Genomic DNA, 19252 nt, shown 5'->3' on the forward strand with positions numbered 1-19252 from the left:
GAGGCGTTGTCCGGTGTCGTCGGGCGGGCTCAGGCAGGTGTCAGGCGTTGACCCGGCGGTGCCGGGGGCCGTCCACCGGGTCCGCCGGCGGGTCCAGCGGGCCGTTGGCGGCCGGGCTGGCCGGGGTGCCGACGGTGGCCGGCGGGGTCGGCTCCTCGTGCGAGAGGTTCGGCAGCCAGGACAGCCAGCTCGGCAGGTACCAGTTGCGCTCGCCCAGCAGGGTCATCACCGAGGGGAGCAGCACCCCGCGGATCACCGTGGCGTCGATCAGGACGGCGACCGCCAGGCCCACGCCCATCTGCTTCATCGACTGCATCGACAGGGTGCCGAAGACCGCGAAGACCGCCACCATGATGACCGCCGCGCTGGTGACCACACCGGCGGTGGAGCGGATGCCGTGGGCCACGGCGGCCCGGGTCGGCAGGCCCCGGTCGTGCGCCTCCTTGATCCGGGAGACCACGAAGACGTGGTAGTCCATGCTCAGACCGAAGAGGATCACGAAGAGGAAGAGCGGCACCCAGGACTCCACCGCGCCGACCCCGGAGGTGCCGAGCAGCGAGGCGCCCACACCGTGCTGGAAGACCAGGGTCAGGACCCCGTACGCGGCGCCGACCGAGAGCAGGTTGAGCACCACCGCGGTGACCGCGATGCCCAGCGAGCGGAACGAGGCGAGCATCAGGACGAAGGCGAAGACCACCACGAAGGCGAAGACCGGCAGCATGCTGGAGGTCATCTGCTGGTTGAAGTCGTGCGAGCCGGCGGTGCTGCCGGTCACCGGCGCCTCGGTGCCGGGGACCTTGAGCAGGGTGTTGGGGACCACGTCCTGACGCAGCGTGGAGAGCGCGGCCGTGCTGGCGGCGTCGTTGCCGCTGCCGTTGAGCGGGACGTCGATGGTGGCGACGTTCTGCTCCGGGTGCAGCGTGACCTCGATCGGGCCGTGCATCCTGCCGGTGGCCAGGGCCCGGGTCTGGAAGTCGGCGATGGCCTGCTTCATCGCCGGGGAGTTGATGTCGGCGGCCTTGACCACCACGGTGGCGGGGGAGGGGCTGCCCGGGAAGGCGGCCTCGATCCGCTGCGAGGTCTGGACCAGGGCGTTGCCCTTGGGCAGCGACTGCTGGAAGGTCAGGTTCGCGGTGTGCATGGTGAGCAGCGGGGCGGCCACCGCCAGCAGCAGGCCGCCGGCGAGCAGGGTGGCGGCCAGCGGGAAGCGCAGCACCGGGGTGAGCACGGCGTTCCAGACCCGGCTGCCGCTGTTCGGGTCCTTCGCCTTCAGCTTGTGCAGGAAGGGCACCCGGCCCTTCTCCACCCGGTCGCCGAGCATCGAGAGCAGCGCGGGGAGCACGGTGAGCGAGCCGAGCACCGCGGTGACCACCACCACGATGGTGGCGTAGGACATCGCCTGGAAGTCGGCGATCCCGGTGAAGAACATCCCGGCCATCGCGACCACCACGGTGATCCCGGAGACCAGCACGGCCCGGCCCGAGGTGGCGGCGGCCACCTTGAGGGCGGTCGCCGCGTCGCGTCCGGCGGCCCGCTCCTCCCGCTCGCGGCGCAGGTAGAAGAGGCAGTAGTCGACCCCGACCGCGAGGCCGACCAGCAGCATCACCGAACTGGCGTCGTTGCTGGTGTGCAGGAAGCGGCTGCTCAGCGCGACCAGGCCGCCGGCCGCGACGAACGCGGTGAGGGCCAGGCCGACCGGCAGCACCGCGGCGACCACCGCGCCGAAGGCGATCAGCAGGATGCCCAGGGCCAGCGGCACGGCGGTCCACTCGGCGCTGGCGAAGTCGTTCTTGAACTGCTCGCTGATCCACTTGTGCGCGGTGGCCTCGCCGAACTCCGCCACCGTGAAGGAGCCGTCGCTCTTCTGCAGCGCGGTGATCGCGTCGTTGGTGGCGGCGACGTTCTTGACGGCGTCGTCACTGGTCCCCGGCAGGTTGAACTGGACCAGGGCCGAGTGCTGGTCGGCGGAGATCGCCTTGGTCTGGTACGGCGAGCGCAGGTCGGCGGCCTTGCCGGTGCCGTTGATCGCGGCGACCACCTGGTCGACCTTGGCGTGGAAGGCCGGGTCGGCGGCGGTCAGCGTGCTGCTCTGGACCAGCACGGTCTCGCCGGCCGGGCTCTTGATCCCCGCGTCGTCGAGGATCTTGGCGGCCCGGGCCACCTGGCCCGGCATCGACTCGGAGTCGGTGATCTCGTGGCTGCCGGAGACGCCGCCGAGGAAGGCGGCCAGGACGACGAAGAGCAGCCAGCCGAAGACGGCGGTCTTGCGGTGACGGGCGCTCCAGGCGCCCATCATGGCGGCCAGGCCCTGCTTCGTCGACCTGTTCGTCAGTCTCGAGGCTGACCTTGAAGTGGATGACACGGGAGTCTCCCCTGGGACGCGACGGTGCGGGTCGCGGTGAGCGGCGGGCGGCGGTCGGTGGCCCGGGCGGTGCTTTCGGGCTCGCAACTGACACTAGAGAGCGCGCACTTGACGGGTAATCCGGCCAGCGGGTGAGTCCACCCTGGGCCTGCCCCCAGGAGCGGGGTGGGGTTTTCCCTACTGTCCGCTCCACCCTGAGTACTGGCAAAGCTCCACCCTGAGGCGGAGGTATCTCCACCCGGGGGACGAGGTCTGGACCGGTGTTGCCAGGTCAGGATGGTTCGGGGCAGAAGGAAGGCCCCTTAGGGGAGCGTCTCCACGCGACTAGGTGACCACCCCGGTGCGGGCCCGCGGCGTCACCGCGGGTCGCTTGCCGGGCGGCCAGTAAGTTCTCGTATGATGCTTCCTCCGAATACTTACCTGCCGACCGGCTAAGGACTGCGCTGCGGCGCCGTACCCGAGGCCGTCAGCCGCTCGCCCAGCGTCCCGTCCCCCAGGGCTGCGGTGAACCATGCCAGGAGGCATCGCAAGCATGTTCCACCGAATCGGACAATTCGTCGTCAGGCGCGCCTGGTGGGTGATAGCCGGCTGGGTGATCGCCGCGATCGCGATCGTCGCGAGCGCGCCGACGTTGACGGCACAGACGGACGAGAGCGCGTTCCTTCCGAAGCACTACGAGTCCATCCAGGCGATGGACGTGCAGCAGAAGGCGTTCCCGGCCAACTTCACCCCCAACGCGATGCTGCTCTTCGAGCGCACCGACGGGGCGGCGCTCGGTCCTGAGGACCAGACCGCGATGAAGAAGGTCACGGACGGCCTGACCGCCGAGCACATCAAGTACGTGCAGACGATCGTCCCGGTCAACGACAAGTCGACCTCCAAGGACGGCAAGTACGCGCTGTCCATGATCGGCTTCGACAAGAGCGCGCCCAAGCAGGGCACCGAGACCGCGGACACCGCCAAGAAGCTGCGCGAGGACGGCAAGTCGCTCGCGGCCGGCAGCAACCTCAAGGTGCAGCTGGGCGGTCAGGCCGCGCAGAACCTCGACCAGCAGGACTCGTCGAAGCTGGCGAACGTGCTGATCGGCGTCGGCACCGTGGTGATCATCCTGTTGACGCTGTTCCTGATCTTCCGCAGTCCGCTGATCGCCTTCCTGCCGGTGGCGCTGATCCTCGTCTTCTCCTCGGTGGCGAACGGCCTGATCGCCGACGCCAGCAAGGCCTTCGGCCTCAAGGCGGACAGCTCGGTCTCGGCGATCCTGATCGTGGTGCTGTTCGGCGTCGGCACCGACTACTTCCTCTTCCTGATCTTCCGCTACCGCGAACGGCTGCGAGCGGGCGAGGAACGCCGGGACGCGATGGTCAACGCCGTCGGCCGGGTCGGCGAGGCGATCAGCTCGGCGGCCGGCGCGGTGATCGTGGCCTTCAGCGTGCTGGTGCTCTCCAGCCTCGGCATGTTCAAGGCGATGGGCCCCTCGCTGGCGATCGCGGTCGCCGTCACGGCGCTGGCCTCGGTCACCCTGGTGCCGGCCGTGCTGTCGCTGATCCCGGAGCGGGTGCTGTTCTGGGAGAAGGGCCTGATCTACGCCTTCCGCAAGGTGATCCTGCGGCACCAGCCCAATCCCGCCACCCGCTGGCGGGTCGAGCCGAAGGGCGCCAAGTTCGCCGCGCTCGGCAACACCGTTCAGCGTCGCCCCGGCATGGTGGCCGCCGTCTCCGGGCTGATCCTGGTGGCGCTGGCGATCGGTGTCACCGGCTACAAGGGCACCTTCGACCTCGCTTCGAGCTCGATGCCGAAGACCAAGGAGTCGATGGTCGTCCAGACCACCCTGATGACCTCGTTCACGGCCGGCGCCGCCGATCCTTCGGACGTCTACGTCACCTCCACCACCGGCGTCCCGCTCGACAAGGCCGCCTTCCCGGCTTACGCCCAGGCGCTCGGCGGGGTCAGCGGTGTCGGCCAGGTGGCGCCGCAGCCCAAGGCCAGCGCCGACGGCCTGACGGCCGACTTCACCGTCATGCTGAAGGACGACCCGGCCTCCAACAAGGCCATCGACACCGTCGGCAAGCTGCGCTCGGTGGCGCACGGCCAGGCGCCGCAGGACACCAAGGTCTACGTGGGCGGTCTGACCTCCGTCTACAAGGACATCAACACCGCGATGGCCCACGACTACTCGTTGGTCTTCCCGATCGCGGCGCTGCTGATCATGGTGATCCTCGGCCTGCTGCTGCGCAGCGTGGTGGCCCCCTGGTACCTGATGGCGGCCGTCGGCCTCGGCTTCGGTGCCACCGTCGGCGCCACCACCCTGGTGTTCCAGAACATGAAGGGCGAGTCGGGCCTGATGTTCATGCTGCCGATGTTCATCTACCTGTTCGTGGTGGCCATCGGCACCGACTACAACATCCTGATGATCGCCCGCCTGCGGGAGGAGGCCCAGGAGGGCCGCAGCCCGCGCGAGGCGGCGAGCATGGCGCTGCGCCACGGCGGTCCGACCGTCGCGGCGGCCGGCGGCATCCTGGCGGCGACCTTCGCCACCATGTGCTTCGCGGGGAACACCCTGTTCAGTGAGATCGGGTTCTCGGTGGCCTTCGGCATCGCGGTCTCGGCCTTCGTGATGGCGATGTTCTTCACCCCGGCGCTGACGGCGCTGCTCGGGCGCAAGGCCTGGTGGCCCGGCCACCAGGGGCTTTCCAACCAGGGCGGCCCCAGCCACGTGGTAGCCGGTTCGGTGGCTGTGCACGACTCGGAGCCCGCCGGGCGCCGCTGACCCAGCACCTGGGCAGCACGTAGCGCGAGGCGGGCCGTCCCCGGGAGCACTCCCGGGGGCGGCCCGCCTACCTGTGTCCACCCGGTGTTCACCTGGAGACCTGCCAGAGTCAGGACCGGTCGGAACGGGCCAAAAATTATCCGATCATTCCGCCGAGCACCGTGCTACAGTCGAAGCAGTTGCAGTTTTGGTTCCCATGAACGTTTGTGTGCGCCTGCTGGTATCAACCATCAGGCGCATTTGTTTTGTCCGGCGGTCATCTCCGGATGGGGATCGCGGCGACGCGAGGTCCACGAGGTGTGGGTCTCGTTGCCCCAGGTATTAAGGAGACGGTTATGGCTACCGGCACCGTGAAGTGGTTCAACAGCGAAAAGGGCTTCGGCTTCATCGAGCAGGAGGGTGGCGGCCCGGACGTGTTCGCCCACTACTCCAACATCGCGGCTCAGGGTTTCCGTGAGCTGATCGAGGGCCAGAAGGTCGAGTTCGACGTCACGCAGGGCCAGAAGGGCCCGCAGGCTGAGAACATCGTCGTCATCGGCTGACGTTCGGCACCTGCTGAACGCGCACTGACGCAGCGAAGGCCCGTACCGCACGGTGCGGGCCTTCGCCCATGCCGCCGAACGGCCGGGGCGGCGCACTCTCTCCTGACGGCCGAACCCACGGGTCACCCATCGACGGTGACCCCTCAGGACGGAGTACCCGTACATGACTGATCAGGCACGTCGCTCCACCGGTCGCGGCCGCCCCCGTACGCAGGGCGCCAACACCACCGGTGGCTTCAGCGACGCGCAGGCCCGCGCCGGGCGCAGCTCGGGCGGGCTGCGCAGCCAGGCCCAGAGCCGCAGCCGCGGCGCCGGGCGGCCGCGCACCGCCGAGCCCGCCGACTTCACCGCGGTGACCGGCACCCCCGCCCGTCCGCCGGCCGCGACCTTCGCCGAGCTGGAGATGCCGAAGGCGCTGCTGAGCGCGCTGACCCGGGAGGGCGTCACCGAGCCGTTCCCGATCCAGTCCGCCACCCTGCCCGACTCGCTGGCCGGCCGTGACGTGCTCGGCCGTGGCCGCACCGGCTCCGGCAAGACCCTGGCCTTCGGCCTGTCGGTGCTGGCCCGGATCGCCGGTCGCCGGGCGGACGCCCGCCGACCGATCGCGATGGTGCTGGTGCCCACCCGTGAGCTGGCCCAGCAGGTCACCGACGCGCTCACCCCGTACGCGACCGCCGTCAACCTGCGGATCGCCACCGTGGTCGGCGGTATGTCGATCACCCGGCAGGCGAACGCGCTGCGCCGCGGCACCGAGCTGCTGGTCGCCACCCCGGGCCGACTGGACGACCTGATCAACCGTCAGGACGTCCGACTGGACGACGTGGAGATCACCGTCCTCGACGAGGCCGACCAGATGGCCGACATGGGCTTCCTGCCGCAGGTCACCAAGCTGCTGGAGCAGGTCGCCGAGGGCGGCCAGCGGATGCTCTTCTCGGCCACCCTGGACAAGAACATCGACCGGCTGGTGCAGCGCTTCCTGACCGACCCGGTGGTCCACTCGGTGGACCCCTCGGCGGGCGCGGTGACCACCATGGAGCACCACGTGCTCCAGATCGACCCCGCCGACAAGGCCTCCGCGACCGCGCACATCGCCTCCCGCGAGGGCCGGGTGATCATGTTCGTGCACACCAAGCACGGCGCCGACCGGCTGGCCAAGCAGCTGCTCGCCAGCGGGGTCAAGGCGGCCGCGCTGCACGGCGGCAAGTCGCAGCCGCAGCGCAACCGCACCCTGGACCAGTTCCGGGACGGGCACGTCAGCGCACTGATCGCGACCAACGTGGCGGCCCGCGGCATCCACATCGACGGCCTCGACCTGGTCGTCAACGTGGACCCGCCGATCGACCACAAGGACTACCTGCACCGTGGCGGCCGCACCGCGCGGGCCGGCGAGTCGGGCACCGTGGTCACCCTGGTGCTGCCCGAGCAGCGCCGGGACATGTCCAAGCTGATGACCACCGCCGGCATCCGCCCGGTCACCACCAAGGTCCGGCCGGGCGACGCCGAGCTGACCCGGATCACCGGCGCCCGCACGCCCAGCGGCGTCGCGGTCACGCTGGCCGCGCCGGTGGTGGCCGAGCCGGCCGCCGCCCCGAAGACCAGCTCCGGTGGCGGCAACGGCGGTGGCAACCGCCGCCGTTCCGGCCCGCGCTCCGGGCTGCCCACCGACGTGGACAGCAACGGCAACCCGAAGCGTCGCCGTCCGAAGCAGCGCATGGGCACCGGCACCGCCGGCTCCGCCGCGAGCGGCTCCGGTGGCGGCACCCGGATGGCGGCCGGCTTCATCGGCAAGGCCAGCGGCGCCCCGAAGGCGGGCAGCGGCTCGAAGACCGGCTCCAACTACGGCACCGGCCGCCAGCGGCGCGCCGCGCGCTGACGCTCACTGAGACGGCGAAGGGCCCCCGTACTCCGGTACGGGGGCCCTTCGCCGTGCTGGGCTAGGGCCGGACAGGCTCTAGGCTTCGGCCACCACGATGTAGAAGGTCACCGCCGCGAGGAAGGGGCCGCCCGCGAGGTGGTCCAGCCAGCGCTGCGCCCCGTCCGGGGTGAGGTATCCGGCGGCGACGGCACGCCGGGTGGTGCGTTCCAGCCCCAGGATCCCGTCGGCGGCCAGGACGTCCCGGAAGACGGGCGTGATCGCGATGACGTCGGGTACCGCGAACCCGGCCGCCACCGCCAGCCGCGGGAGCCGGCTACCGATACGGGCGTTGCGCACGGCCTGGTCGGTGACGTACCGGGTGTACGCGTGGGAGAGGTCGCCGTCCGGGTGGTCGACGGTCAGGGTGCCCCAGTCGGGTTCGCCCATGACGAGCCGTCCGCCGGGCCGCAGTACCCGTCGGATCTCGTGCAGTGCCCGGGCGGGGTCGGCGACGTGCTGCAGCACCCGGTCGGTGCGGGTGCGGTCGGCGCTGTGGTCCGCCAGCGGCAGCTCATGGAGGTCGCCGAGCCGCACCTGGACGGCCCTGTGCCCTGCGGTGCGCTCGATCGCGGCGTCGACCGCGGCCTGGTCGTGGTCGACGCCGATCACCGTCCCCGTCGCGGTGACCGCCTCGGCGAGCGCGCCGAGGTCGGTGCCGGGGCCGCAGCCGAGATCCACCACCGTCTGGCCCGGCCGGACGTCGAGTTCCTCGAGCATCCGGCGCTTGTAGGACCGGCCCAGGTCGGTCGCCGCGACCCGGTCGAGGTAGCTGAGCGGGTCGGGAGTCTCGGTCTCGAACTCGGTGGAGGTCATCCGCTCATTCAACCAACTAGCGCGAACTCTCGGCCACTTCACGGATGGTCAGGGCCAGCGGCGGCAAGCGATCCGCGGTGGCCTCGTCGCGTGGGGAGAGGACCACCAGTTGGAGTCCGTCGGGGGCGCGCAGCAGGACCTGGTCGAAGTGCAGTGGGCCGAGCTGCTCGTGGATCAGGTCCTTGGCGGTACCGGAGCGGTCCTGCACCTGGTGCTCGTCCAACCAGCCGTTGGCCTCGGGGAAGGCTTCGCGCAGGCGGCGGATCAGCTCGGCCAGTCGGCGGCCACCAGGGGTGGTGTCGCCGCCGCGTTCGGCGTAGGCGGCGCGCAGTTGGGCCAGGGTGCGGCGGGCGTGGTACTCCCAGCCCACGGTGCGGGTACGGGCCGGTCCGTGGGCGAAGACGATCCAGGCGAGGTTGCGGTCCTCCGCCTCCCAGCAGGAGAAGTCGAGCAGCGCCTCGGCCTCGGGGTTCCAGGTCCGGACGTCCCAGTCCGCGTCCATCAGGAAGGCCGGGGCGGGTGATTGCGCCCGCACCAGTCGCTCCAGCGCGGCCGGGACGCGGGCCGCCGGGTGCCCGGCGTGCGGGGCGGGCTGACTGCCCGCCAGCCGGAACAGGTAGTCGGTCTCCGCCTCGTCCAGCCGCAGCGTCCGGGCCAGGCTGGTGAGCACCTCGGGGGACGGGTTGATCTCGCGGCCCTGCTCCAGCCAGGTGTACCAGGTCACCCCGACCCCGGCGAGCAGTGCCAGCTCCTCCCGGCGCAGCCCGGGTGTGCGACGGCGCAGCCCGGGCGCCATACCGACATCCTGCGGAGTCAGCCGGGCCCGGCGGCTGCGCAGGAAGTTGGCGAGGGCGTCGCGCCGTACCTGCTGCCGACCGTCCTGCTGAGTGTCCGACATGCGTCCCCCTCGTTCGATTGCTCGGCTTCCAGTGTGCGGGTTCGATGCCGAGGCCAGGACCCTGGGCAATGTTTTGAATCTGTTCAAATTTCTCTGGCGCACGCCCGGGTCGCGGACTAGCATTTCCTCGCGCCAGTGGACCGCTGCACACGGGAGGGCAGCGGACGCGGGCGTCCATGGGAGGGGATCCACTTGAGCACGACTCGGGGTACGCGGGCGCGTGTCGCCCTTGCTTCGCTGGGCGCCGTTGGCCTGGCGCTGGCCGTGGCCACGCCCGCGATCGCGGCGGGCGGGACGCCTGCGACGCCCACCCAGCTCTTCAACGGTCTGCGGAACTGCTCGACCGACCCGGCCGCCCCCAGCTTCCTCGACGGGCGCGGCAACATCACCCTGGAGGGTGTGGCGCAGGAGGCCGACGCCCCGGCCTACCAGCGGGTCGCCGAGCAGTTCCGGCTCTGGCCGGTCAGCGACCCGACGCAGGTCACCACGCTCAGCAACTCCAGTGTCCTCGTGGGCAACGCGGGCTCGGTCATCGTGCCGTCCGCCGCCGTCGCCGACGGGCAGACGTATGCCTGGCAGGCGCAGGTGACGGACGGCGGCGTGGCCTCCGACTGGTCGGCGACCTGCTACTACACGGTGGACGGCACGCCTCCGGCCCAGGCGCCGGTGGTCTCGTCGGCGAACTACCCGCAGGGCGGTTGGGACCAGGGCGGGGCGCCGGTCCAGTTCACCCTGGACGCGGCCGGTGTCGGCGACGTGGCGGGCTTCGAGTACTCCTGGAACGACCTGACGGCGCCGGTCCTGGCACACACCGGGCCGGGCGGCATCCCGCAGATCAACGACCCGTACAGCGACTTCCCCGACACCTTCGTGCGCGCCACCACCCTCGGCGGCAAGGCCACGCTGAGCCTGATGCCGCCGCGCGGCAGCGGCCCGGTGACCCTCCAGGTGCGGAGCCTGGACCGGGCATTCAACATCTCGGAGACGACGCGCTACCAGTTCTTCATCAAGCCGTCGGTCCCGTCGGTCACCACCCCCGTCCCCGCGCCGCAGTTCGACGAGCCGACCCCGTTCAAGTTCACCCCCGACCCCGCGCTGCAGGCCGTGAGCCCGGTGGTCAGCTACACCGTGCGGATCCAGGCCGGTCCGAACTCCCGGACCGTCACCGTCCCGGCGGGCGGCAACGGCCAGGGCGAGCTGAACATCCGGCTCAACGGCGCCTACGGGACGGACATCAACGTGTCCAGCACCAGCGCCAACGGCTGGGTCAGCGGCGAGGGTCAGTGGCGGACCGGCTACCTCGACAGCACCCCGACGGTGAGCTCGGACGTCTACCTCGAGAACGGCACCAGCGGCGGAGTCGGCGTCGCCGGCAGCTTCACCTTCGCGCCGAAGGTGAAGGGAGTGGCGAGCTACACGTACTCGTTCAACGGAGGCCCGGCCACCACGGTCTCGGCAGGTGACGGCGGTACGGCGACGATCAGCTGGACCCCGACCACGAGTGACTACCAGGACCTCACGGTCTACGCGACCACCGGGGACGGCATCGTGCTGAGCTCCTACGACTACGGGTTCTGGGTGAACTGACGCCCGAGCACTCCCTGGTGGGCGGCAGCCAAGGCGGCTGCCGCCCACCAGGCGTGTTACGGGGTGGGGAAGCGGCCGGCCCTGAGGGCGCCGGTGAAGGCGGCGAAGGCGGTGGCGGGGAAGAGGAGGGCGGGACCGTCGGGGTCCTTGGAGTCGCGGACGGGGACGGTATTCGCAAAGTCCGAGCAGGCGGCCGTGCACGTGCAGGCGGTGCGCTCCGTGCGACGGTGACGAGGTCGCCGGGACGGGAGCCGTAGCGTGATCGAGCTCCCGGTCCCGGTCCCCGTCCCGGGGTGCGCCACCTGCGCCGAGTTCCAGAAGGACCTGCGGGCCGTCGAGCCGCAGACCTCGGCCGAGACCGACGTGCGGGTGCTCTGGCGCCGGCACCAGGCTGCCGAGCACGGGATCACGGTGCCGGAGGTACGGATCTGAGAGGGCGGTAGGTTTCTCGCCGGCCGTCGCACCCCGGAGCCCGACTATCCGAGAGTCCACCGCTGGTTGCCGCCGCCGTTGCACGACCAGAGTTCGACCGGGGCGCCGTTGGCGGTGGAAGCTCCGGTCACATCCAGGCACAGGCCGGACTGGACGCCCGTGATCGTGCCGTTGGAGTTGAGGTTCCACTGCTGGTTGGTCTGGCCGTTGCAGGACCAGAGGATCGCCTTGGTGCCGTTGACGGTGCCCATGGCGTTGGCGTCCAGGCACAGCACGCTGCCGCCCACGGTCACCGTCAGCTGGTTCGACGCCGTCCGGGTCCAGGTCTGGTTCGCGGCGCCGGTGCAGCTGTAGATCTGCTGCTGGGTGCCCAGCGTGGTGGTCGAGTTCGGGTCGTCCAGGCACTTGCCCGCACCCACCGCGTGCAGCGCGCCGTTGTTGCCGCCGCCGGAGGGGGTGCTGTCCAGGCCCATGAAGTGGATGGCGTTGGCGGCCATCGCGGTGCCCTTGACGGGCAGTTCGTGGCCGGCACCGGAGATGCTGTACGCCTCGACCTGGGTGGTGCCGGCGCCGTTGTTGTACCGGGTGCGGGTCCAGTTGGCCGCCGGGGTGTCGGTGGACGACGGGTTCTGGCTCACCCCGAGGACGTCGGTCCACTGCTTGATCTCTTCGGCGAGGTTGTTGTAGTTCACGGTGGTGTCGTTGGTCCCGTGCCACAGCTGCATGCGCGGCCGCGGGCCGGTGTAGCCGGGGTACGCGGTGCCCCGCACCAGGTCGCCCCACTGCTGCGGGGTCTTGTTGACCTGCCCGCCGCCGCAGGGCCCGTTCCAGCCGCGCACCGTGCCGGTGGCGAAGCAGTGGTAGGGCACTCCCATGAACGCGGCGCCCGCCTTGAACACGTCGGGGTAGTCGGCGAGCATCACGTTGGTCATCATGCCGCCGGACGACTGCCCGGTCACGAACACGGCGTTGGGGTTGCCGCCGTAGTGCTGCTCGGTGTAGGTGATCATCGACATCAGCCCGACCGGGTCACTGCCGCCGTTGCGGGTCAGCGCCTGGTCGGAGGAGACGTCCCAGCAGGCTGCGCCGGGGGTCGAGGGGTAGATGACGAGGAACCCGTACTGGTCGGCCAGCGACGCGAAGTCCTGGCTCTGGTACAGGTAGGGCCCGGAGCCCTGACACCCGTGCAGGGCGAGCAGGATCGGCGGGTTGGCCTTGACGTTGTTCGGCCGGTACAGGTTCATCTGCAGGCCGGTCGGGTTGGTGCCGAAGTTGCTGATCGGGGTCAGCGAGGCGACGGCGGCCTGGGGGGCGGCCGGCAGGCTCAGGCTGACCGCGATGCCGAGCGCGGCGGCGACGCCGAGCACGCGGGTCATCAGGTACCGGGAACGCAGCGTGGAACCTCTCTTCCTCCGCGGGCTCTTGACAGATGGGCGAGGGAACATGTCGATGCTCTCTTTCAGCCGTTGCCTCTGACCAGACCGCCTGTCCGGACACCACCCAGTTGTCACCGCCCCCGGAAAGGTTGCACGGGACCGCGAAGATCTTTTTTGGGCAGCACGTCACTTATCGCCCTCTGATACCTGCGGCGTAGTGGTCAAGCGCCCAACTCGCGCCCGGAGTTGTGCAAGTAGGCCAGGCTGCGCAGGAGTTCGGCTCGCAGGGTCGGGGTGAGGTGGCGGGCCCAGGCGGGGGTGGGTTCTCCGCGCAGGTGGGCCCAGCAGGCCAGCGCGTAGCCGAACTGGCGGTCTGTCAGGTATCCGAGGTGGTGGGTGGTGCCGAGGAAGGAGCCGGCCAGCATCTGCTCGGTGAGGTCGCCCATCGGGAGGGCCGACCAGCCGTGGGCGGTCCTGGCGAAGGTGTGGGCGGCGTTGGCGGTGAAGACGCCCATGCCGAGGTGGACGGTCAGGAGGTCGGTGAGCTTCTCCTCCTCCCGCTCCCAGTCGGGCAACCGGCCCTCGCCGCGCAGCCGGACGTGGGCCAGCTCGTGGGCGATGATCGCGGTGAGGCGGGCCGGGTCCTCGCGGGCACGCAGGTCCAGGGATATGACGGCGTGGCCGTCCTCGTGGTGGTAGGTGCCGACCCATGCCGGCGCGTGGCTGCGCGCGATCTGAGCGGATGTTGAGGCGGTCACGGCTCAATCGGCGACCTGATCGCCGCTCAGCGGCGGGCGGGTGGCCCGGTCGGTGAAGGGGCAACGCGCGTGGCCGGCGTCCTCACCACGGCAGTGCCCCGACCCTGCCCGCCGGGCGGCGGCGTGAGTCGGCCCGGCAGTGCCAGGCGTGCGGCGGCTGCGCCCAGCAGGCAGACTCCGGCGGCGACCACGCAGGCGAGGTGGAAGCCGTACATGAACGAGGTCTGGACGTCGCTCAGGAGGCTCTGCCGGGCGGCTGGTTCGGCAGCCGCGGTGATCCCCAGCGCCGATGCGACCGAGTCCTTCGCGGCTGCCGCGGTGTGCGCCGGAAGGTCGGCGAAGGCGGTGGTGGCGAGCCGACTCGCGTACAGGGACGTGAAGATCGAACCGATCACCGCCACACCGAGGGTGCCGCCGGCCTCGCGGGTCGCGTCGTTGACGGCCGACCCGACTCCGGCCTTCGCCGGCGGCAGCACGCTGAGGATCGACTCGGTGGCGGGCGCCGTGGTGAGCCCGAGCCCCAGTCCGAGCATCACCATCTGGCCCACGATCCGCGGATAGGACATGAAGGTCGGTGACAGGGCGATCCACCCGAAGGACGAGCCGAGCAGGACCAGGCCGGTGGTGACCACCGCGCGGGTGCCGAGCCGGTTCACCAGCGCGACCCCGCCCACCGACCCCAGCGCGATGCTCAGCGCGACCGGCAGGATCCGCACGCCGGTGGAGAGCGTGCCGTAGCCGCGGATGAACTGGAAGTACTGGGTCACCAGGAAGATGAACCCGAAGAGCGCGAAGAACGCGACCGTCACCGAGCCGCTCGCCGCCGAGAACGCCGGTGTCCGGAACAGCGTCATGTCGATCATGGGCTGCCGTCGGCCCCGCTCGACCCGGACGAACAGCGCCGTCAGGAGCACCGAGCCGGCGAATCCCGCCAGGCTGGCGGGAGCGGCCCAGCCGCGGTTCGGAGCCTCGATGATGGTGTAGACGAGCAGGCCGATCGCCGTCGAACTCGCGGCGAGCCCCGGAAGATCGAGGCGGGCGGCGGCGGGATCGCTCGACTCCGGCACCCACACCCAGGTCGCGACCAACGCGGCCAGTGCCACGGGCACCAGGGCGAGGAACACCGAGGGCCAGCCGAAGTGCGCCAGCAGGACTCCGCCCGCCACCGGCCCCACGGCCACCCCGAGTCCGGTCACCGCACCCCAGACGCCAACCGCCTTGGCGCGGGAGCGGCGTTCGGGAAAGGTGTTGGTGATGATCGACAGAGTTGTGGGGAAGATCGTCGCCGCGCAGGCGCCCATCGCGAAGCGCACGGCGACCAGTGCGCCGGGTGAGCCGACCAGGCTTCCGATCGCACTGGTGACGGCGAAACCCGCAAGTCCCGCAAGGAGCGTCGGCCGGCGCCCGAAGCGGTCGCCGAGCGAGCCCGCGGTCAGGACGAGCGCGGCGAAGGCGAGGTTGTAGCCGTCGACGACCCACTGCAGGTCCCGGGTCGTCGCCCCGAGCTGTCTGCTCAGCTCCGGCAGGGCCACGTTGACGATGGTGGTGTCCAAGTTGATCGCGAACGCCGCCAGGCAGACCGTGGCGAGGACCAGGCCCTGTCGGCGAGCGGTGAGGGCGGGCATGAGGGTCTCCATCCGCCGCGCATGTTGACTGCGGTAACATGCGATTAATGCCACAATTCCACTCAAAATGGACAGTGTCAACATCGCTCGGGAAGTGGGAGCCCACATTGCCGAAGACGGCCTATCACCACGGTGACCTCCGCCAGGCCCTGATCCGCGCCGGTATCGATGTCGCTCGCACCGGCGGCCCGGCGGCCGTCGTGCTCCGTGCGGTGAGCCGGGAGGTCGGCGTCTCGCACAATGCCGCCTACCGGCACTTCGCCGACCGGGAGGACCTGCTGGCCGCCGTCGCGGCCGGCTGCATGGAGCGCCTCGGCCGCCTGATGGTGGAGCGAACCGCCGAGGTCCGCAGCCCGGACCCGGTCGAGCGGGCCTGGGCCAGGCTGGAGGCGATCGGTCGGGCCTACATCGAGTTCGCCCTCACCGAGCACGGGTGGTTCCGGACCGCCTTCTCCGGCGCCGCCGCCCACGGCGGCAAGCCGCCGGTCCCAGCGGCCGACCAGTGCGCAACCGATCCCTACACACTCCTCGCCCAGCGGCTCGACGAACTCGTCGAGGTGGGCGCGCTGCCCGCCGAACGCCGGCCCGGGGCCCAGTACGCGGCATGGGCCGCGGTGCACGGCCTGTCGAGCCTCCTGGTCGACGGCCCGCTCCAGGACCTGCCCGAGGGCGAGCGGCGGGCCGCGGCCGACAGCGTGCTCGCCACCGTCTCCCGCGGCCTCTGACGGCAAGGGCGGGCGCTTCGCTCGCTCACCGCGGCGGCGCCGGGAGGAGCGCCCGCAGGCGCCGGGCGGGGGAGCAGCTCGGCGGAACCGGCCGAAGCCGGCCGGCGGCCGGCCGCCGCGGTGGAGCGGAGGGGCTGGCCGACCATTCGCGCCGGAACACCTCGTGCGCAGCCTCAGCCCCGGTCCTGGGCCTGCCGGTTGTCCACGTACTCGGTGACGACCGAGAAGAACCGCGCCGGGTCCTCGAACGGCAGGCCGTGGCCGCCGGGGACCTGGAGGTAGTCGGACCGGCGGATGGCGGCAGCGAGTTCGCGCTGGTGGTGGGGCGGGAGGATCCGGTCGTCGGCGCTCGCCAGCACGAGGGTGGGCGCGGTGATCCGGCCCACCGCGTCACGCAGGTCGATCCGGGTGTCGAGTTCTATCTGCCCCAGGATCCGCTCGTCGAGCATGGCCGTGAAACCGGCGGCCAGTTCGGCGAACTGCGCGTCGTCCAGGGTGTCCAGCAGGCCGGGTCCCATCGCGGTGAGGATCAACTCGCGGGCCAGCAGGGCCGGGTCGGTGCGCAGCAGGCGGGTCCAGAGGTCGAACATGAACGCTTCGCGCGGGGCGGTCCTGACCCAGCCCGCGTGCAGGAGGAGCGAGGTCACGGCGGCGGGGTGCCGGGCGGCCACGGCCGTGGCGAGGGCCGCGCCCAGCGAGTGGCCGACCAGGTGGAACCGCTCCAGGCCGGCGGCGCGGGCGGTGGCCACGACCCGGTCGGCGAGCGCGTCGAGGTCGATCGGCGCGGGGTCGACGGGGGTGGCGCCGGCGCCGGGCAGGTTCGGGGCGAGAACGGTGTACCGGTCGCGCACGGCCTCGATGAGGGGTCCCCAGTTCGAGGTGGCGTCGGCGCCGGTGCCGTGGATCAGGACCAGGCCCGGGCCGGATCCGGCGACGACGTGATCGAGCGGTGTGAAGCCGGGCAAGGGTGCCTCCATGGGTGAGCGCGGAGTCGATGCTGAGTGATACCCAGAAAGATAGCAGAGCTCTGGCATGTTCGCAGAGCTCTGTCATCAGGCAGGGTTCGATCTGGTGACGTAGGATCGGGCCCATGAAGATGCCGGTCACCGAGCGCCTCGGGCTGCACATCAAGCGGGTGGAGCAGGAGCTGATGGCGGCCAAGCACGCCGCGCTCCGACCGTTCGGGCTGACGGTCCCGCAGTACGCCGTGCTGTACGCGCTCGACGACCAGCCTGGGCTCTCCGCCGCCGCCCTCGCCCGCGCCTGCCTGGTCACCCCGCAGACCATCGCCACCGTGCTCGCCAACCTGGAGGCCAAGGAGCTGATCACCCGTCGGCCGCACCCGTGGCACCGCAGGGTGATCGAGGTGACCCTCACCGACGAGGGGCGCAGCCTGCTCGCCCGGGCCGACGCGGAGGCCGTCGCCGTCGAGCGGCGGATCGCCGACGGCTTCAGCGCCGAGGAGCGCGCCCTGCTGATCGACCTGCTGGCCCGCGCATCGGCTCAGCTGACCGCGGCGCCGCAGCCGGCCCCGGAGCGCTGAGGTCGGCAACGCGGACTGACGGGCCGTCGGATGCTGGTAGTGCCGCTACCAGCATCCGCACGCACTGCTGCGAACGCTCCGCCGACGGGAGGCTGGACCCAGTCGAGAGAGCTGAGGAGCAGCCGAGATGAGTGTCAACACGCCTCGTACGATCACCCGCCGCACCGCCCTGGCCGCCGCGTTCACGCTGTCCACGCTGCTGGGCGCGGGCGCGGTGGCGGCGCCGGCCGAGGCGAGCCCGGTGGTGGCCGGCCAGTGGCAGGGCGCGGTACTGCACGGGCACGGCGAGAGCCTGCACCCGGAGAGCGCCGCCTGGGACCCGATCCGCCGTCAGTTCGTCGTCGGCTCGCTGCGGCACGGGACGGTGAGCGTGGTGCGGGCCGACGGCGGAGTGCGCACGCTGGTCGCGGACCCGCGGCTGGTGTCGGTGGTCGGGGTCAAGGTGGACGCCGCGCGGGGGCGGGTGCTGGTCTGCAACGCCGACCCGGCGGGGCTGTCGGTGCGCAGTACGGCCGACAGCAAGGGACGCGTGGCCGGTCTGGGCAGCTATGACCTGGAGACGGGTCAGCGACGGTGGTACGTGGACCTGGCGGCGGTGGCGGGGGACGGTGGCCCGCATGTGGCCAACGACGTCGCCTTCGACGCCGACGGAACCGCCTACGTCACGGACTCGTTCGCGCCGATCGTCTACCGGGTGACGGCCGACGGGCGGGCCTCGGTGCTGGTGCGCGACCCGCGGATCGGGGCCGGACCCGGCCAGTTCGGGCTGAACGGGATCGTGCTGCGCGGCGGCCGGCTGTGGCTGGGCAACTATCAGACCGGCGCGATCTGGCAGCTGCCGCTGCGCCACCCCGAGCGGGTCGAGCTGCTGGTGCAGGACCCGCGTCTGGTCGGCCTGGACGGGATGGCCGCCGGTCCGGACGGGACGCTGGTGGGCGTGACCAACCGGATCGGCACCGACGCCACCGGCACCGTCGTGGTGGTGCACCCGGGCGAGGGCGGGAGGGTGGAGTCCCGCCCGGCGGCGGACCCGGCGCCGACCGCCGTGACCAGGGGTCCGGGCGGTGCGCTGTACGTGCTGTCGGGCCGGATGGACCTGCTGTTCGCCGGGCAGCTGTCGGACGAGTTCACCCTGCGCCGGATCTGACCGCGCCTGAAACTGACGTCGAGTCAGGCGGCCTGGGCGGAGAGGCTGTTGAGCCGAGCAGCGGCGAACCGGTGCAGCAGCAGTTCGGCGATCTCCGGAGCCGCGCCGAGGACCGGGGCGAGCACCCCGGCCTCGGCCTCGGTGGCGGCCGCAGCGATCCGGTCCGGGAGCAGGCCCGGGGCAAGCAGGTAAGGGGCGACCGCGGTGCGCGTCACACCACGGGCCCGCAGCGCCGCCAGTGCGTCGGGGACCCGGGGCCCGCCGGCCGAGGCGTACGCCACCTCCACCGCCCCCAGCCCCGGCGCCGCTGCCAGTCGGCGGCCAGCGCGCGGGTGGCGGCGTCGGCGGCGGGGTCGGAGGAGCCGGCGGCCGCCAGCACCACACCGGTGCCGGCCCGGACGGCGGGGGAGGAGACGTCCAACCCGGCCTGGGCCAGTCGCCGCTCCAGCGCCGCGAGCAGCAGCGGGGAGGGGCCGAGCACCTCCGCGACCGGCACGGCCGCGCCGGCCGCACCGGCCGCCCGCAGCGCGGCGGGGATGTCGTGCTTGGCGTGGAAGGCGCGGTTGAGCAGCAGCGGCACCGCCACGGCGTCGGTCAGCCGACCCAGCACCTGCGGGATGCGCGGCGCGCAGTGGTCCAGGTAGGCGGTGGCCACCTCCAGCCCGGGCCGCTGCGCCCGCACCTCCCGGACCAGCGCGTCGACCGTCGCGGCGTGCCGCGGGTCACGGCTGCCGTGGGCGATCAGGAGCAGGGCGGTCATGT

16 protein-coding genes and 1 pseudogene are annotated in these 19252 nt (G+C 71.6%); 8 read left to right on the top strand and 9 right to left on the bottom strand.

Going from position 1 to position 19252, the window contains the following annotated elements:
• Positions 1 to 40 precede the first annotated feature (40 nt).
• On the bottom strand, positions 41 to 2296 hold the full coding sequence (locus BR98_RS32110; protein ID WP_051970590.1) for an MMPL family transporter: 2256 nt from the start codon (positions 2294 to 2296) through the stop codon (positions 41 to 43).
• 598 nt (positions 2297 to 2894) lie between these two features.
• Between BR98_RS32110 and BR98_RS32115 the strand changes: the two genes are divergently transcribed.
• From BR98_RS32115 to BR98_RS32125, 3 genes are all read left to right on the top strand, one after another.
• Positions 2895 to 5129 (top strand): MMPL family transporter, encoded by a 2235-nt coding sequence (locus tag BR98_RS32115; RefSeq protein ID WP_035850418.1) that lies wholly within the window; start codon positions 2895 to 2897, stop codon positions 5127 to 5129.
• A gap of 335 nt (positions 5130 to 5464) precedes the next feature.
• Positions 5465 to 5671, top strand: a complete 207-nt coding sequence (locus BR98_RS32120; protein ID WP_035850426.1) for a cold-shock protein — start codon at positions 5465 to 5467, stop codon at positions 5669 to 5671.
• Positions 5672 to 5834: 163 nt separating this feature from the next.
• Positions 5835 to 7544 carry a DEAD/DEAH box helicase gene (locus BR98_RS32125; protein WP_035850430.1) on the top strand — a complete coding sequence of 570 codons (1710 nt, stop codon included), beginning with the start codon at positions 5835 to 5837 and terminating at the stop codon, positions 7542 to 7544.
• A gap of 78 nt (positions 7545 to 7622) precedes the next feature.
• On the opposite strand, the gene BR98_RS32130 is transcribed toward BR98_RS32125, so the two are convergent.
• Entirely contained in the window at positions 7623 to 8399 is a 777-nt protein-coding gene (locus BR98_RS32130; protein WP_035850433.1) for a methyltransferase domain-containing protein, read from the bottom strand.
• 16 nt (positions 8400 to 8415) lie between these two features.
• Entirely contained in the window at positions 8416 to 9297 is an 882-nt protein-coding gene (locus BR98_RS32135; protein ID WP_035850434.1) for a helix-turn-helix transcriptional regulator, read from the bottom strand.
• Positions 9298 to 9489: 192 nt separating this feature from the next.
• Here BR98_RS32135 and BR98_RS32140 point away from each other — a divergent pair, with 192 nt between their 5' ends.
• Positions 9490 to 10884, top strand: a complete 1395-nt coding sequence (locus BR98_RS32140; protein WP_035850437.1) for a hypothetical protein — start codon at positions 9490 to 9492, stop codon at positions 10882 to 10884.
• A 56-nt stretch (positions 10885 to 10940) separates the two neighbouring features.
• Here BR98_RS32140 and BR98_RS42175 read toward each other — a convergent pair whose 3' ends face one another.
• Positions 10941 to 11186 (bottom strand): DUF397 domain-containing protein, encoded by a 246-nt coding sequence (locus BR98_RS42175; protein WP_267886131.1) that lies wholly within the window; start codon positions 11184 to 11186, stop codon positions 10941 to 10943.
• On the opposite strand from BR98_RS42175, the gene BR98_RS40615 reads away from it, so the two are divergent.
• Positions 11143 to 11316 carry a hypothetical protein gene (locus BR98_RS40615; protein WP_198042411.1) on the top strand — a complete coding sequence of 58 codons (174 nt, stop codon included), beginning with the start codon at positions 11143 to 11145 and terminating at the stop codon, positions 11314 to 11316. The genes BR98_RS42175 and BR98_RS40615 overlap by 44 nt on opposite strands.
• 44 nt (positions 11317 to 11360) lie before the next feature.
• Here the strand turns inward: BR98_RS40615 and BR98_RS32145 are convergent, their stop codons facing one another.
• The 3 genes from BR98_RS32145 to BR98_RS32155 all read right to left on the bottom strand — a co-directional run bounded on the left by BR98_RS32145 (position 11361) and on the right by BR98_RS32155 (position 15075).
• Positions 11361 to 12692 (bottom strand): extracellular catalytic domain type 1 short-chain-length polyhydroxyalkanoate depolymerase, encoded by a 1332-nt coding sequence (locus BR98_RS32145; protein ID WP_035850440.1) that lies wholly within the window; start codon positions 12690 to 12692, stop codon positions 11361 to 11363.
• A gap of 221 nt (positions 12693 to 12913) precedes the next feature.
• On the bottom strand, positions 12914 to 13450 hold the full coding sequence (locus BR98_RS39840) for a hypothetical protein (protein ID WP_035850441.1): 537 nt from the start codon (positions 13448 to 13450) through the stop codon (positions 12914 to 12916).
• 26 nt (positions 13451 to 13476) lie between these two features.
• Entirely contained in the window at positions 13477 to 15075 is a 1599-nt protein-coding gene (locus BR98_RS32155) for an MFS transporter (protein ID WP_083977240.1), read from the bottom strand.
• Between the two features lie 107 nt (positions 15076 to 15182).
• On the opposite strand from BR98_RS32155, the gene BR98_RS32160 reads away from it, so the two are divergent.
• Entirely contained in the window at positions 15183 to 15800 is a 618-nt protein-coding gene (locus BR98_RS32160) for a TetR/AcrR family transcriptional regulator (RefSeq protein WP_035850442.1), read from the top strand.
• Between the two features lie 173 nt (positions 15801 to 15973).
• Here BR98_RS32160 and BR98_RS32165 read toward each other — a convergent pair whose 3' ends face one another.
• The gene (locus BR98_RS32165) at positions 15974 to 16765 is read right to left on the bottom strand and encodes an alpha/beta fold hydrolase (RefSeq protein ID WP_232247751.1); all 792 of its coding nucleotides are present in this window, start codon (positions 16763 to 16765) and stop codon (positions 15974 to 15976) included.
• Positions 16766 to 16890: 125 nt separating this feature from the next.
• Here BR98_RS32165 and BR98_RS32170 point away from each other — a divergent pair, with 125 nt between their 5' ends.
• Together BR98_RS32170 and BR98_RS32175 are read left to right on the top strand one after the other, a co-directional pair.
• A complete protein-coding gene (locus BR98_RS32170; protein ID WP_232247753.1) occupies positions 16891 to 17343 on the top strand; it encodes a MarR family winged helix-turn-helix transcriptional regulator in 453 nt (150 codons plus the stop codon).
• 127 nt (positions 17344 to 17470) lie between these two features.
• Positions 17471 to 18490, top strand: a complete 1020-nt coding sequence (locus BR98_RS32175) for a hypothetical protein (RefSeq protein ID WP_051970597.1) — start codon at positions 17471 to 17473, stop codon at positions 18488 to 18490.
• 23 nt (positions 18491 to 18513) lie between these two features.
• Here BR98_RS32175 and BR98_RS32180 read toward each other — a convergent pair.
• Positions 18514 to 19250: pseudogene (locus tag BR98_RS32180) on the bottom strand (sirohydrochlorin chelatase).
• Between the last annotated feature and the right edge of the window lie 2 nt (positions 19251 to 19252).

This window comes from Kitasatospora azatica KCTC 9699, from assembly GCF_000744785.1.
In the GTDB taxonomy this organism is placed as follows: domain Bacteria; phylum Actinomycetota; class Actinomycetes; order Streptomycetales; family Streptomycetaceae; genus Kitasatospora; species Kitasatospora azatica.